This window comes from Marinobacter arenosus (assembly GCF_019264345.1).
GTDB lineage: Bacteria > Pseudomonadota > Gammaproteobacteria > Pseudomonadales > Oleiphilaceae > Marinobacter > Marinobacter arenosus.
In genome coordinates this window covers 324,744-337,710 of record NZ_JAHVAO010000002.1, presented here as the reverse complement: position 1 = coordinate 337,710, position 12,967 = coordinate 324,744, and the positions used below count along the sequence as shown (strand labels likewise).

Below are 12,967 nucleotides of genomic sequence, written 5' to 3'. Positions count from 1 at the left end.
TTCCTCTCTTTGGTGCGCCCCTGGGGTTAATTCAAATACGGTTGCCATCACAGTTCATGAAGGCAACTAACAAGTCACGGCACTCGGACGGCCATAAAACGGCCGCCGGTGCGTTCGGCGTTAGGCATTTTGAATGCGTGCTGTTCTAAAGATCTCTGTTCTTTTCCTTGTTACAGCCATCGGTCTGTATTTTGTCATTCTGGAGTTCTCCAGGGGATGGGAAGATAGCGGCGATCAAGGAGTTGTCGCTACGGTAAACAAGGTCAATGAAATGTATACGGCGTCAGGAAGCTACCCTGGAGAAATGGAAGTGGCTAGCACTGAGGTTTGGGGCGTCTTTAACGGGCCGAAGATTGTTTACTCGAATCGGCCAGAGGGGTGCTGGGTATATTATTACCAGTGGCCGCTGGGCCCCCACAAGGGCATGGATTGCGCTAGTCGGGAATGGTTTTTTGATGAGTGATATACGACAGCCTAACCAGTGCATTAAGTTTGTTCCGGCCCTATGGGCCTCCACCGGACGGCCTTGTCAGGCCGCCGCTTATGCAAAGCGTTATGAGTTTTGGTCATGCCGATAATGTTTCCTGAAACTGGTTGCGATTATTGTCGAAAGTATTGGACGCATCCATTTCTGGAAAATCGAGACGAGATACTGAAGCTACTGGCAGACCCGAACTGGGAGAGACAGGCGAGGCTCTTCCAATGCAACAAGTGTGGTGCCTACTGGGAAAATCCAAATGGGGCATATCCGGTGGGGCTCACAAAAGAGGAAGTGGAGGAGTTCTATGGGATCAAGAACTCATAACAAGGCGCTGTTGTCGCCGCTATCGCGGCTGGGACGGCTTACGCTACGCTACAGCCGCCCCAAAGCTTGGCGTTATGCCTTAAAGAGAGAATCATGAGTGCGTGGAGAAGGGAAGCTCAGAGATTGCTACCTGAGTATCAATCTTTAATCCAGGAGGCCGAGGGTCCTATGGCCCTGTGGATCGAGCTAAGCATGGAATTTGAAAGGGCGTTTTTAGCGTCGAATGATGACCTCATAAAAAGAGTTCTTTCATACGCAGCTTGGTCCATCAGTGATAAATCCGGCAAGTTACCCACCGAGGCTTCAACTGCAGCAGTGTGTGCCTTTTATGAAAGTCTTCCGCAGAATAAAAAGTTCTGGCCGTTTTTTAGGAAATGGTTCCCACCGGCCGAGTTCAAAAGGATTGCACCATTTTTCTCATACCATGCTTCTGCGGATGAGTTGGATCAGATTCATGAACTTTACCAACAGGCATAACAAGGCGCATCAGTATGTGGCCGTTGGCCACCGGACCGCTTTCAGCGGCCGCTGTACGCGGCGTTATGTGGCGGGAAAACACGACGCTGATCAAGCTTGATGGAATCTGCTGATATGGATGGTCAAACGAGCAAAAAAGAGCTAATTCGGATTGTAAATCGATACCTGCCTGAAGCATCCGAGCGTGACCGGCTTATTGCAGTGATCGAAGATCCATCCAGACCAGGGCTGCCCATTCGGGGCGTTCTAGAGAGCATAAGACAGAGTAGAGAGCACCCAGATTTTTCCGTGTCAGATAAAGAGATCATTGAGGAGCTACTCTATCTATATGGGTAATGGCACCGTTTATAAGGGTAATTCTAGGGGCGATCAACCACATAACCAGTACAGGCAAGGGACGCTCCTTTCGTCGCGCCCCTGCTGTTGGCGTTATGTGTGCAATCAGTTATGACTAAGTCTGAAGCGATCAAGAAGATTGAGCAGTCCATAGCTGAAGGAGCGCAACTGATTACCCCTGAGGGCAAAACTTACGAGGAGCACTTGGCCGAGGTATCACGCGCACTCTTTGAGCACGTAATTGATCCTATACCGGTTACTGTCACTTCTGCTTGCTTTCCCGAGTACGATTTTGAGAAGTACCAAAGTTCAAAAGTGTTAGCCATCGCGCACATGGAAAATAGTTGGCTACTTACACTTGAGTCTGGAAATGAGTTCGCTTTGGGCTTCGGAGAATCGCCCGAAAACATCATGATGCACGGATTTTCATCCTCGGATGCAGTAGGAGAATGGTGTGCATAGTAGTCACATAACCAGACGCATCAGTACGCGGCCGATGGCCGCCGGACGCCACTGGCGTGGCGCCGCTGTGCTTCGGCGTTAAGCGAAATAAGAGAGGTCGCGTGAGCATTTTTTACAAAGCCTCTGACAAGGAGTTGCGGGAGGAGAGGAATAAAATTTTTCTCGAAAATGGTCTTCCTGCTTTGGAAAGGCAGGGTTTCTGTAAATCGCCTTTTTCAACCTCTTGGTTCGGCAAGGATGACCACGGAGGGTATAGCTACGAGCTATGCCGCCTCACGAAAGATTCGGAATTGCAGATAATTGAAGTCAACATCTGCCTGCGAGACCGTTGGATTCAAGAGCATTTAAATATCTTTAGTTTGGTGCCACATTGCGAAGCAATCGAAAACCTATCAGGCGTTGATGGACTACAGTTCCACCTACCCCCGAACAGTCAAACCAAAGCCAGATTAGAACCGCCAAGGGGATTGATATTTGCGGGGATGCCGCGGCACAAAGTTGGTAGGTACCTGACAAGGAGAGGTTTGTCCAAGAGACTGTCCAAATTAGAAAACTTGGTCGAAACCGATTTGGGTGATATTCAGAACTACGTAAAACGTTGGCATTCATCCAACGTAATTCAAACAACACAGTGGAACGGCCATGCCGTGTAAGTACCAGGCACCGCTTAACAAAGCCATTAAGTCTGTTCCGGGCCTTTGGCCCTCCACCGGACGCCCTTGTCAGGGCGCCGCTTATGGCTGGCGTTATGTGCATGGCGAGAAAAGTAAGGGGGAAGAATGGGTAAAAAGTCTTGTGATCATTTGAGGCCCAAGCTTACCTCAGTGGACGGGGCGGAAACCTTGAGTATCGAAGAAGTAGCCAATCAGATGCTGCATGCTCAATTACACGCTTCTGGCCTTATCGCTGGCTCAGAGCCTGAGCCCCGATTCGTAACGCTATTGATAGATAAACTGAATGCTTCTCGTGGTGTAATTCAAGAAGCGGATAAAGACCGAACTCAAAAGTGGACTCACGAATGGATTGCTGAGTGGTTTTTGGATGAGCAAATCGCAAGCCTGCAGAACTGGTTTCAGCTCCGCATGCACGAGCAAGCTGAACATTCATCACATAGGCTCGCGAGAATAGGTCAGATGCTGAGCCTCATTGGTGTATTGGTTGGCGTCCTTCAAATCGGAATCGCAACGTACTCTGCGGCAGCAGAACCAGCACATAACCAAACGCTGCAGCCGACCGCTGAAAGCGGCGGCTGAGCTCAAGCGTTATGTGCCTGAGGGGTAATTCCTCATGAGAAGTAGTGTAACCAGAACCTGGGTCGCAACCGTTGTCGTCCTGTCGTCTCTGATTCCCTTGGCATTGCTCGGAGCATTTGCCTTCTATGCTCATGGCGGTCTTTACGATGGTTATCAGGGGAGCATCAGCGCATTGATCGCAATGGCAACCCTGGTCCCGGTCTTATCGCACAGAGAGAAATTTTTCTCGCTGAATACCAAACGCCAGAGTGGGATTTTTGTGTTCAGTTTGGGATTGTTAGTGATTACCTATCTGTTCGTGCTGTCGACAATGTCAGGTCCAGTGAAGTGACCGTGAAATCACATAACAAGTTGTTGTAGTTTGTTCCGGCCTACGGCCTCCACCGGATGGCCCTTTCGGGCCGCCGCTAAACAAAAGCGTTATGCATCACAACTATGAGTAAAGAGCAGGACTACCAGCAGGCGCTTAAGCTCGAAGAGCAACAAGATTTCCCCGGTGCATTGTCTGTGTACAAAAAGCTTATCGAAGGGTCAGATGATCCTCGTTACTTCATTGCGTATGGGGTTTGCCTTCAGCGGTTATCTCATTGGAAGCAGTCCATTGCGCCTTTGGAACACGGTATCGAGTTGAAGCCTCATTATTGTGAAGGCGATGCACGATTGTTCTTGGCAACTGCCTACCTTGAATCTGGCCAAAAGAAAAAAGCGATTGAGCAATGGAAGTTGGTATCGCAGATGGAACCAGAGTACCCGTCATATGAGCATGTGCCAGACGAAGCTAAGCGGATGCTGGCAAAATATGCATAACAATACACAGCACCGGACGGCCTGGTCAGGCCGCCGGTGTGTTCGGCGTTAAGAGGCAAGTAGCAGGTGCAACAATCGCAGATCATGGAAGATAAGATTATTTCAGCAGTAAAGGACTTTGCTAACTCGATAAACTCGGGCAGTAAGGTCGTGGCAGATATGTCTGCACTGATTGATGTCACGGATGAGTTACCTCTTTCGAGCTTTGACTTCTGGGAGCGATTGATTCGCTCTGAGTTTTCGTTGGCACTAAGAGAATCAAATCCTCCAAAGTGGAAGGTATGGTCGAAGCCTAAAGAACTAGTAACTTGGCTTGATCTGATTAGCTGGGATGGTCACAAGCGAGAAAAAGCTTTACGAGCTTTGTCTGGTGCGGCACCGAATACATTCTTTTTTTCTCTTGCTGTTCGTAGGCTTAATGACTGGGTGCCACAGGTTCGAAATGCAGCAAGGGACAAACTTCCTGAGATAGCAAGATCAACTGACCCAGAATATGTGGTTGAAGCGCTATGCATCGCACTGTCCAATTGGACCTCTTGGGGCAGAATAGAAAATGTGGATAAAGATGTTCTTCTGCAAATCATTTGCGAAAAGGAAATAGCAAAGTCGCTTCGGTATAAGTTGATTTCATCGGCTTCCGGGCCCATGCCATCACTCTTTTCTCAGCTCGGTCGCACGTCGATACTTGATGAAAAAATTGAAGAAATTGCTAGTTTTGCTGTTCAGCCATCAGTTCGAGCGAAAGCATACCGCAGTTTATTTGAAGGGCGGATTGCTTGGATGGAGGGCCGGAAGTGGGAGTGGACCGATATTCGATATTGCGAAGGCAGGCTAAAACCTGTGGTCGCTGAGCGAAAACTGAATATAAAAACTCCACTGTTCGAATTGCTAAAACGATCCTCTGAAGATCGCTCTTCTATAGTTAGACGAGTTTCAGCAGAGATTCTAATACGAGAACTAGGCAATCTAGGTCCTGCAGCTAGAGCGTTCGCTGAGCAATTCGCTTCAGATAAATCTCGCTCGGTAAATGAAAGGGGCGAGTTCGCCTTAAAGAAGCTAGACGAAGCGGAGCGTTCCAATGTCTCTTAACAAGCGCATGTTGTCGGACTGGTTTTCCGCTGCGCTCCAAACCAGCCGCAAATGCGGGCGTTAGAGCTTACTGACCGTACAGGGGGAATCTGAATTTATGGAATTGATTCCTCTTCTCGGTGCCGTCTGCACACTGGCTCTCGGGATTTTGGGCTTGGTGGCTCCCCGACAAGTTTCTGATCTTGTCGGAGTTGCCCCAGAGGGAGCGCTGGGGCTATCAGAGGTCCGTGCCACTTACGGCGGGCTTTTTGTCGGGTTGGGTGCGGCGTGTTTGTGGTTTCAGCAGTCAGAGGTTTACGTTGCGGTTGGGGTGGCCTGGTTATTAGCGGCGGTATTCCGCATCGTCTCCATTTTTCTGGATCAGGCTTTCAGCGGCAAGAATGTGGGTGGGGTGATCGTGGAGGCAGGTATCGGCTACTTGCTGGTCGCTGGCATGCTCTAACCATTCATTCAAGTACGTTCCCGGCCTGGCGGCCGTCCACCGGACGCCCCTGTCGGGGCGCCGCTTGATATTGGCGTTAGAGCCTCGATATGAACTGCGCTATCTGCACAAATATTCCGTCGAAGATCTTAGGCCGTTTCATAGCCAAGGCGGACTTCGAACAGGCTGAGAACTTTTCAGCCAGAATGGTTGCGTCAGATGCGTGGGAGGCAGTAACCGCAGACACGGCGTTTGAATCTGCCTATCGTTGTAAGGAGTGCGGAGCAAAGTTCCAGTTGATAATGCCAGATCCGCCCATGTGTGGCGGTTTATTTCGCACTTCAACGAGCAAACAGCGACTAGAGGAGCTACGTGCCAAGGGCCTCTCTAACAAGTAGTTGCAGTTCGTTCCGGGCCACTAGGCCCTCCACCGGATGCCCTTTTCGCTGCGCTACAAGGGCATCGCTGAACAACGGCGTTACGTGTTGTTGAATAACTATGTTTAGTGAATATTTTGAAGAATGGAATGTTAGACCAGAGTTTTCCAAAGAGTATGTGTCACTGTGGGAGGGTTGGCTCGGTGATGAGCACTACCATAAGTTAGATCAGGTGACGGAAGAGGATTGGTCTAGGTTTAACGAGCTGCTGAGAAGTCTGGCTAAGGCCTTCGTTCTTGAGACCGTCGACTTCAAAAGCCAATCTACTCGTAAGGTAAGCAACATAGAGTCAGTGCTATCGAGCTACACAGATAGTATGAGCAAAGACTCTTCGATGTTCACAACTTTAATAATCCCGGAATTGAGGTGTGTAATAAGCGAAGAATGGGATTACACCTATATCATCTGGCATAAAAATAATGGAGCTGTGGAATCGCTCTCTCCCTACATCAAGGAATCTAAGTTGAAGCACTTCCATGACTAAGCACATAACAAGTCACTGTTGCGGCTGCCGGTGCTGTGCACCGGCAGCCGCAAAGCTCACTCAGCGTTAGGCGTGCATAAAAAATGAAATGGATTCTGGTTTTTATAGCCGGCGTATTGTTAATTCTAATAAATTTAACAATATTTGGTCAGATACATTCGTGGTTTAAGGCGGTAATGCATGGCCTATTGGCGAACTGGGTAATAATTGCGGTATTTAGGATCCTTTGGATTGGTTACAGCGAGACCGATAAAAGTGCGAGAGAGAAAAAGGCGTTACCGATTGCCGGAAGTTTGTTGATCGTCTTAGGAGTTTTTCTCGCTAACTACGGTGTCGCCCTATTGTCTGAACAAGAATTTTCGGAGTGGGACGGTTCTAGTCGCTGGGCGAGCCTAGGCGCTCATATAGCAAACCTTATTGGAAATTCGTTCGGCAATGAGGGTCTCGCTGTCGTTATATTTCTATTCGCTATATTCGTTATTGGTTGTGGGGCCTCGATAATAAAGCCAAAAGCCTAACCAATCGTGCAAGGCGGACGGCCGCCGCTTCGCTCCGCGTTAAACGTTTAAAGACATGGAGTCTCGCTAATCATGAAAAAACTGTCGATTTTGCTCATTCTGCTGATAGCGCATTCCGCCCAAGCTGGCCAGCTCGATGAAGATGAAGTGGTTTGGGTTGAAGGTGAAGATCCAGTCATGATCGAAGCCATTCAGAATGCAAGGAGAACGCTTGATAGTTTCTTGCAAAAGCACTCAGACAACATTCCGAATGTTGAGAGTTATAAGCTAAAAGTAATGGTTTCCGATAGTAATGGCACTGAGCATTTTTGGGTAACACCTTTTCGTGCAATAGTGAATGGCAAATTCGAGGGTGTTTTGGCTAATGAGCCTCAAGTTGTGCGATCAGTTTCATATGGCCAAGTGATCGAATTCGATAGGTCGATGATTTCTGATTGGGGCTACGTCGAAAACGGCAGACAAATTGGCAGCTTTACGATCTGTGCACTTTTCAAGAGTATGCCCAAAGAACAAGTAGAGTATTACAAGGAAAATCATGGATTCGTCTGTGAATAGCGCGCTTAACAAGGCGCAGAAGTTGCTGGCTCATGACCACCGGACCGCTTTCAGCGGCCGCTGTGCCCAGCGTTATGCATTCGCTACAAGGGATCAGTAAGTGCAAATTGAGACAAATATAAGTCAAAAAGATTTTGAGGCATATTTGCATTATGTTGGAGCGGTTCTTTCATCGGGAACGGCCCCTGGAAAACAAAAAATTTCGTATCTCAACTTTTGTTTTCTAATAATTTATGCAGCATATTTCGTGTTTTTGTTTGAGTTCTACGGCGGCGAACATCGAATTTTTGACTGGGTGTCGGGTGGCGCCGCAGCTTTCCCCTTCCTGGTTTTGGTAATCTATTTTCTGGTTGTTAGTGCCAGACAGATGCGAAACTACATGCCGTTGGAAAACGGCATGGTGCTTGGATCGCATATATATGAAGTAGGAGAAAGTGGAATAGGTGAGCAGGCCAAAAACTACAGCTCATTTACTGAGTGGGGTGCTGTGAAATCGTTAGCAGTCAACCAGGACCACATCTATCTGTTTTTGGATACTTCGGTTGCACACATAATTCCAAAAAGGTCATTTGCAGATCAAATTGAAGAAAATGAATTTGTTAGGTTTGCGAACCGAAAAATCGAGGGTCACCATGCATAACCAATGGGTGAAACTGACCGGTACTAAGCTGCGCTCCATACCGACAGCTTACCCAAGGCGTTAGCCGCTTAGAACAGATTGCCTTATGAACCCGTATAGTGATGAAAAAATTGTCAACTCGTGGGAGAAGAATGCCTCTCAGTGGTCTGCGGCTGTCCGAGGTGGTCATATCGAGAGCCGCAAACTAATCACGAACAAGGCAATCGTCGAGGCTGTGTTGAGTCATTCTCCCGAATCTGTCCTCGATATTGGGTGCGGCGAGGGATGGCTCATCCGTGAACTCGCGTCTCAAGTATCGCATCTAGTCGGGGTCGATGTAGTACCTGATCTCATTGAGCAGGCCGAAAGTGCCGGCGGGGGACATTTTCTGGTCGCATCGTACGAAGACATCGCTGCCGGTGCAGTTGAAGGTTTGTTCGACGTCGTTGTTTGTAATTTTTCGCTGCTTGGAAAGGAGTCGGTCGAGACGCTGTTTGGAGCCGTACCGGCGAGCCTGAAAACGGACGGGGTTTTTATTGTTCAAACCCCTCATCCGGTGGTCGCGAGCGACCTACCCTATATCGACGGTTGGCGGGAAGGATCCTGGGTTGGTTTTGGCTCAGACTTTGTTGATCCGGCTCCTTGGTACTTCAGAACGCTCGAAAGCTGGGTGGCCCTGTTCTCAGACAACGGATTTCAATTGCTGGAGATACGTGAGCCCATTCACCCCAAGACTCATAAGCCTGCGTCCGTAATTTTCACCGGCGCTTACAAGGCAAACCACGCGACAAGCGCGTGATTGCGGCGTTATACGGCTGCCACGTATCATCAAGTCGCACTCATGATCATTCAGCGCAAACATTAATTGGATTCTGATATGCGTGAAGAGAAAGAACGAGAGAAGCCACTGCCCAGCAAATTGGAGAACCGCTTCGAGTTCTTCCTTTGGAACTCTCGCCTGCTTGTGATGCTCGCTGTCGTTCCTAGCCTTCTGGGGGCGACAGTTTTGTTTCTAATTGGCACCGCAGATGTGTTTGGCATTGTCGTTGACACCATTTCGTACTATTTGGGCGTCGGCTCGGGTGATATTCACGATACCGTTATTCCTAAAATTATCATTGCGGTCGACATTTACCTGATTGCTATTGTCCTGTTGATTTTCGGTTCTGGCATCTATCGCCTTTTCATCTCACCGATTGACCAGTCTGAAGACAGAACCCCTAGCCATCCGTTCAACGTCGGATCCTTTGATCAGCTCAAAGACAAAATTGCCCGGGTCGTAATACTGGCTGTGATTATTGAGTTCTTCAGGGCGGTCGTTGATATAAGGTTTCAAACCCCCTTGGACGCAATATACCTTGCCGTGTCGGTTCTGGCGTTGGCCGGTGGGCTGTATCTGATGAGTCACGCCCACCGTAAGGATTCTCACGACTGAGCGGTTGCACTCGAGTCCGGGCTACCAATCCCCGGACGAGTATGAAAACCTCAGTGCCTAAAGTGTCAAACAAAGTGGTGCAAAAGCACCCCGCTTATACAACGCGTTATACAAGGAGGTATAACCTGGATGAAAGCTCTCCTGCTCAATGGTCCGCACCAGTTGGATCTCGTAAATCTCGCTCCACCACGTCCAAAGCCAGGCGAAGTGATCATTGACGTTGAGGTCACGGGCCTCGGTGGTAGTGAAGCGGCGGGCGGTATCCCTTTCCGGGTGGCACACCAACATGCTGAAAGTAGTGTCTTGGATTGAATTACTGCTATCGGCATCATTGCTGCTGTTGGCAATCTGGCCACTATCCGGATTCTGTGAAGGTAGACCGCTTGGCTATGACTGTGAGACCTGAATGATTTTCGGAGTAAACATGTTCGCCCCGGTTGGGTTGCTTGGCCTTGTTTGCTCGGCCTGGTCGTTAACGCGGGGATCCTGGCGCCCGCACTATGCGTTGGTTGCGGGATGCCTTGCCGTGATGGCTTAGTGGTGGATAAACGCCTAGGGGACAATACCGGCGGAGCGCTCGAAAAGCCCCTGCCCCACAGTTATACCTATGTGAACACAACAAAAGACTCGGATTATGATGATCACTTTCAGACGCGTATTGGTCATTGCATTCTTTAGCGTGATAGCGGGATGCTCAACGGTTCAGCCTGGGGCTGGCTTCACTGAAACCGGGCAGGCGTCCTACTATGCGGATAAATTCCAGAACCGAACCACAGCCAGTGGTGCGCTCTACACGCACGACCGACTGACCGCTGCACACAAGACGTTACCTTTCGGTTCAATGGTAAAAGTAACGAACATCAAGAATGGCAAGAGCGTCACTGTCGAGATCAATGATCGCGGACCATTCGTTCAAGGCCGAATAATCGACCTGTCCAAATCCGCGTTCCGTCGCATCGGCAGTACGTCCGAAGGCTTAATCAACGTAAAGATCGAAGTGCTTCGTGAGCCCTCCTAGATTCCCTTTTTTACAGCGACCAGAAGCTCTTTCGCCAGCGCTTCGTCGAACGGTGCAAATCCACTGATCAGAACAAACAACAGCACAGAAAACTGTACATTTATACAGCTTTTGATATAGATTGCTGAACTGACTCCATCATCTTTCGTAAGGACACAATATGATCAAGGGAAGTTGCTGCTGCGGAGCTGTTCAGTTCGAGCTAACGGAAATGCCCGGTATGATGGGCACGTGCCATTGCACCCGGTGTCGCAAAGTGGGTGCAAGCACCCTCATGTTTGTTAAGTCCGATACGTTCCGGATTACCCTGGGGCGTGATCACATCTCCACGTTCAAAGCCGAACCGCCCTACCAATACAATCGGTGTTTTTGCTCAATCTGCGGCTCAGCGCTGGGCGAGGTACTGTCGACGGAGGACTCGTTTCCGATCGCGGCCAATTGCATTGATGGCGATATGGCCATTGAAAACCAGTTCCATGAGTTTGTTTCAGAAAAGCCGAGCTGGCTCAAGATTGGCGACTCCGCCAAGCAATTCGAAGAGCACCCTGTCGGCCCCTAGCTGACCGATAAAAAGAGGCCAGTCAGATCGTTCGGCACTCCCGCCATCGAACCCGGCGACCCAGCAAGTCGCAAACTTGATCTGGGTCCAACTTTGTTCGATGGCGGCGCTATAAACTGATCTTATTCACTACCCGTGATCTGGTTGCGCCTCCATACAAGCAAACAGTCCTGACGGCGTAAGGCGCGCGCGGTACACCGTCGCATACCGCCACAAAAGGGAGGTCCTCCCATGTCCACAGAAGAGGAAGTCCGTAAGGCATCAACGCAGTTCTACGCGGCGCTGAACACCATGCTCAATGGTGATGCCGCCCCACTGTCTGATATCTGGTCACACAACACGGATGTCACCACCATGCACCCGGTCGGTGGTCGGCAAGTCGGATGGAGCGAGGTTCAAAAAGCCTGGGAGCAGGTAGCCCAGGCGACAACAGACGGGAAAGTTGAACTGAAGGATCAACTTATCCGCGTCGCGGGAGACGTCGCTTACGAACTCGGCACAGAGGACGCCGAGTTTACTCTGGGCGGGCAGAAGGTGTCGGGCGAAGTTCGCGTGACCAATATCTATCAGCGAGAAGCCAGTGGGTGGAAGATGACACACCATCATACGGATGTGGTTCCGGCAATGGTGGAAGCTCTCAATCGTTTGTAGCCACCATCGGGAAACGCCTGACGACGGCATTAAGGCCCACGTTTAAACTTCCCCCTGGTTCGCGGGTCCAATCTGGGGATCGGGCGCTTGCGCCCGATCTCCGGAGATGTCCTTGGTGAAAGGCTTTGTCGATTCCCACGGCCATGCCTGGATGATTGGCTTCCAGGCTCTCGCGGCCAGCCTCCTGCCGCCCCCGGGAAAGGGCGAAGATTATGCGGGCTACCCTGCAATCAGCGACAAGCAGACCATGTAAGGATCAGGTTGGCCCACTGAAAGACCTCGGTATCTTTCCCTCGCTTTTCCCAATGCATACCTTCTACTGGGGGGCTATCACCGCGATTCGGTGCTGGGCCCCAACATCAACCGCATAGCAAACGCGGTTGTTCGCGCCTGCTATGCGGTTGGATCTCTAATGGGCTTTCTCTCAAATCCGCTCAAGCATCACTGAAACTGGCCGGCACACCGTGTTGCATACAGGAGAGTGGTTCTTGGCGAACGACAGCAAATCATCCAGCTCTTCCTCACTGCAGTCAGCGTCGATGTCCATCAGGATGCGGATGCTCTCGTAACCAACCGTGGCGTCGTCGTTCAGCGCCAGCAGTCCTTCCAGGTTGATATTGCCTGACAGTCTGGTCGACAACTTCCTGATCGTAATGCCCCGCGCGGCTGCATGCAGAACGGTAGTGGTAGTGACGCAGCCAGCCAGCGCATGCAGCAGGAATTCCACCGGATTCGCGCCTTCGTTGTTGCCGAGCAGGACCGGTGGCTCTCCGTTTGTGAAGACGAAGTCTTCAATGCGGGAGTCGTCTTCGGCGCCAGCGCCGTAGAAGCCTCGAATAGTGGAGCGGTTTTCACCGCCGTTCACCCATTGGTTGCTTGCCCGAAACTCGAACTGCGCGAGGCTAGGATTGTTCTTGAGGGCTTCAACTGTCTGCCCCATCTGAACCAGGTCAAGGCCATTTCGGCTTTGGATATCTACTTGTGCGTTCATCATTCTCACCTTGCTTCATCGTCTACAGGGACCCGGGAACCGGGAGACGC

General features: G+C 50.2%; 19 protein-coding genes. 18 read left to right on the top strand and 1 reads right to left on the bottom strand.

The genetic code is table 11. The annotated features are described in order from the left end of the window. Positions 1-133: 133 nt before the first annotated feature. From KXD86_RS16075 to KXD86_RS15990, 18 genes are all read left to right on the top strand, one after another. Entirely contained in the window at positions 134-463 is a 330-nt protein-coding gene (locus tag KXD86_RS16075) for a hypothetical protein (RefSeq protein ID WP_218637168.1), read from the top strand. Positions 464-973: 510 nt separating this feature from the next. Beyond that, positions 974-1,282: a hypothetical protein gene (locus tag KXD86_RS16070; RefSeq protein ID WP_218637167.1), complete on the top strand. Its 309-nt coding sequence runs from the start codon at positions 974-976 to the stop codon at positions 1,280-1,282. Between the two features lie 447 nt (positions 1,283-1,729). Beyond that, positions 1,730-2,080 carry a hypothetical protein gene (locus KXD86_RS16065; protein ID WP_218637166.1) on the top strand — a complete coding sequence of 117 codons (351 nt, stop codon included), beginning with the start codon at positions 1,730-1,732 and terminating at the stop codon, positions 2,078-2,080. A gap of 101 nt (positions 2,081-2,181) precedes the next feature. Continuing rightward, complete coding sequence (locus KXD86_RS16060; protein WP_218637165.1) at positions 2,182-2,733, top strand: hypothetical protein; 552 nt, start codon at positions 2,182-2,184, stop codon at positions 2,731-2,733. Between the two features lie 126 nt (positions 2,734-2,859). Beyond that, positions 2,860-3,333 (top strand): hypothetical protein, encoded by a 474-nt coding sequence (locus tag KXD86_RS16055; RefSeq protein WP_218637164.1) that lies wholly within the window; start codon positions 2,860-2,862, stop codon positions 3,331-3,333. A 34-nt stretch (positions 3,334-3,367) separates the two neighbouring features. Further along, a complete protein-coding gene (locus tag KXD86_RS16050; protein ID WP_218637163.1) occupies positions 3,368-3,664 on the top strand; it encodes a hypothetical protein in 297 nt (98 codons plus the stop codon). 104 nt (positions 3,665-3,768) lie between these two features. Continuing rightward, complete coding sequence (locus KXD86_RS16045; protein WP_218637162.1) at positions 3,769-4,140, top strand: tetratricopeptide repeat protein; 372 nt, start codon at positions 3,769-3,771, stop codon at positions 4,138-4,140. A gap of 66 nt (positions 4,141-4,206) precedes the next feature. Continuing rightward, on the top strand, positions 4,207-5,229 hold the full coding sequence (locus KXD86_RS16040; protein ID WP_218637161.1) for a hypothetical protein: 1,023 nt from the start codon (positions 4,207-4,209) through the stop codon (positions 5,227-5,229). Between the two features lie 97 nt (positions 5,230-5,326). Beyond that, positions 5,327-5,671 (top strand): DUF4345 family protein, encoded by a 345-nt coding sequence (locus KXD86_RS16035; protein ID WP_218637160.1) that lies wholly within the window; start codon positions 5,327-5,329, stop codon positions 5,669-5,671. 983 nt (positions 5,672-6,654) lie between these two features. Then, complete coding sequence (locus tag KXD86_RS16030) at positions 6,655-7,089, top strand: hypothetical protein (RefSeq protein WP_218637159.1); 435 nt, start codon at positions 6,655-6,657, stop codon at positions 7,087-7,089. A 72-nt stretch (positions 7,090-7,161) separates the two neighbouring features. Further along, positions 7,162-7,644 (top strand): YegJ family protein, encoded by a 483-nt coding sequence (locus tag KXD86_RS16025; protein ID WP_218637158.1) that lies wholly within the window; start codon positions 7,162-7,164, stop codon positions 7,642-7,644. A gap of 100 nt (positions 7,645-7,744) precedes the next feature. Beyond that, a complete protein-coding gene (locus tag KXD86_RS19025; RefSeq protein ID WP_218637157.1) occupies positions 7,745-8,284 on the top strand; it encodes a YcxB family protein in 540 nt (179 codons plus the stop codon). A gap of 85 nt (positions 8,285-8,369) precedes the next feature. Continuing rightward, positions 8,370-9,062, top strand: a complete 693-nt coding sequence (locus KXD86_RS16015; RefSeq protein ID WP_218637156.1) for a class I SAM-dependent methyltransferase — start codon at positions 8,370-8,372, stop codon at positions 9,060-9,062. A gap of 78 nt (positions 9,063-9,140) precedes the next feature. After that, on the top strand, positions 9,141-9,698 hold the full coding sequence (locus tag KXD86_RS16010) for a YqhA family protein (protein ID WP_218637155.1): 558 nt from the start codon (positions 9,141-9,143) through the stop codon (positions 9,696-9,698). 634 nt (positions 9,699-10,332) lie between these two features. Then, complete coding sequence (locus KXD86_RS16005) at positions 10,333-10,716, top strand: septal ring lytic transglycosylase RlpA family protein (protein WP_228739613.1); 384 nt, start codon at positions 10,333-10,335, stop codon at positions 10,714-10,716. A gap of 160 nt (positions 10,717-10,876) precedes the next feature. Then, on the top strand, positions 10,877-11,275 hold the full coding sequence (locus KXD86_RS16000; RefSeq protein ID WP_312846316.1) for a GFA family protein: 399 nt from the start codon (positions 10,877-10,879) through the stop codon (positions 11,273-11,275). Positions 11,276-11,506: 231 nt separating this feature from the next. Further along, the gene (locus KXD86_RS15995; RefSeq protein ID WP_218637153.1) at positions 11,507-11,926 is read left to right on the top strand and encodes a YybH family protein; all 420 of its coding nucleotides are present in this window, start codon (positions 11,507-11,509) and stop codon (positions 11,924-11,926) included. Between the two features lie 115 nt (positions 11,927-12,041). Next, positions 12,042-12,179 carry a hypothetical protein gene (locus tag KXD86_RS15990; RefSeq protein WP_218637152.1) on the top strand — a complete coding sequence of 46 codons (138 nt, stop codon included), beginning with the start codon at positions 12,042-12,044 and terminating at the stop codon, positions 12,177-12,179. A gap of 171 nt (positions 12,180-12,350) precedes the next feature. Here KXD86_RS15990 and KXD86_RS15985 read toward each other — a convergent pair whose 3' ends face one another. Further along, positions 12,351-12,917, bottom strand: coding sequence for an OsmC family protein (locus KXD86_RS15985; RefSeq protein WP_218637151.1), 567 nt, complete (start codon positions 12,915-12,917; stop codon positions 12,351-12,353). Positions 12,918-12,967 lie beyond the last annotated feature (50 nt).

Coding starts and splice junctions, on each gene's coding strand:
- KXD86_RS16075 (WP_218637168.1), top strand. CDS start 134: ATGCGTGCTGTTCTAAAGATCTCTGTTCTTTTCCTTGTTACAGCCATC.
- KXD86_RS16070 (WP_218637167.1), top strand. CDS start 974: ATGGCCCTGTGGATCGAGCTAAGCATGGAATTTGAAAGGGCGTTTTTA.
- KXD86_RS16065 (WP_218637166.1), top strand. CDS start 1,730: ATGACTAAGTCTGAAGCGATCAAGAAGATTGAGCAGTCCATAGCTGAA.
- KXD86_RS16055 (WP_218637164.1), top strand. CDS start 2,860: ATGGGTAAAAAGTCTTGTGATCATTTGAGGCCCAAGCTTACCTCAGTG.
- KXD86_RS16050 (WP_218637163.1), top strand. CDS start 3,368: ATGAGAAGTAGTGTAACCAGAACCTGGGTCGCAACCGTTGTCGTCCTG.
- KXD86_RS16045 (WP_218637162.1), top strand. CDS start 3,769: ATGAGTAAAGAGCAGGACTACCAGCAGGCGCTTAAGCTCGAAGAGCAA.
- KXD86_RS16035 (WP_218637160.1), top strand. CDS start 5,327: ATGGAATTGATTCCTCTTCTCGGTGCCGTCTGCACACTGGCTCTCGGG.
- KXD86_RS16030 (WP_218637159.1), top strand. CDS start 6,655: ATGAAATGGATTCTGGTTTTTATAGCCGGCGTATTGTTAATTCTAATA.
- KXD86_RS16025 (WP_218637158.1), top strand. CDS start 7,162: ATGAAAAAACTGTCGATTTTGCTCATTCTGCTGATAGCGCATTCCGCC.
- KXD86_RS16015 (WP_218637156.1), top strand. CDS start 8,370: ATGAACCCGTATAGTGATGAAAAAATTGTCAACTCGTGGGAGAAGAAT.
- KXD86_RS16010 (WP_218637155.1), top strand. CDS start 9,141: ATGCGTGAAGAGAAAGAACGAGAGAAGCCACTGCCCAGCAAATTGGAG.
- KXD86_RS16005 (WP_228739613.1), top strand. CDS start 10,333: ATGATGATCACTTTCAGACGCGTATTGGTCATTGCATTCTTTAGCGTG.
- KXD86_RS16000 (WP_312846316.1), top strand. CDS start 10,877: ATGATCAAGGGAAGTTGCTGCTGCGGAGCTGTTCAGTTCGAGCTAACG.
- KXD86_RS15995 (WP_218637153.1), top strand. CDS start 11,507: ATGTCCACAGAAGAGGAAGTCCGTAAGGCATCAACGCAGTTCTACGCG.
- KXD86_RS15985 (WP_218637151.1), bottom strand. CDS start 12,917: ATGAACGCACAAGTAGATATCCAAAGCCGAAATGGCCTTGACCTGGTT.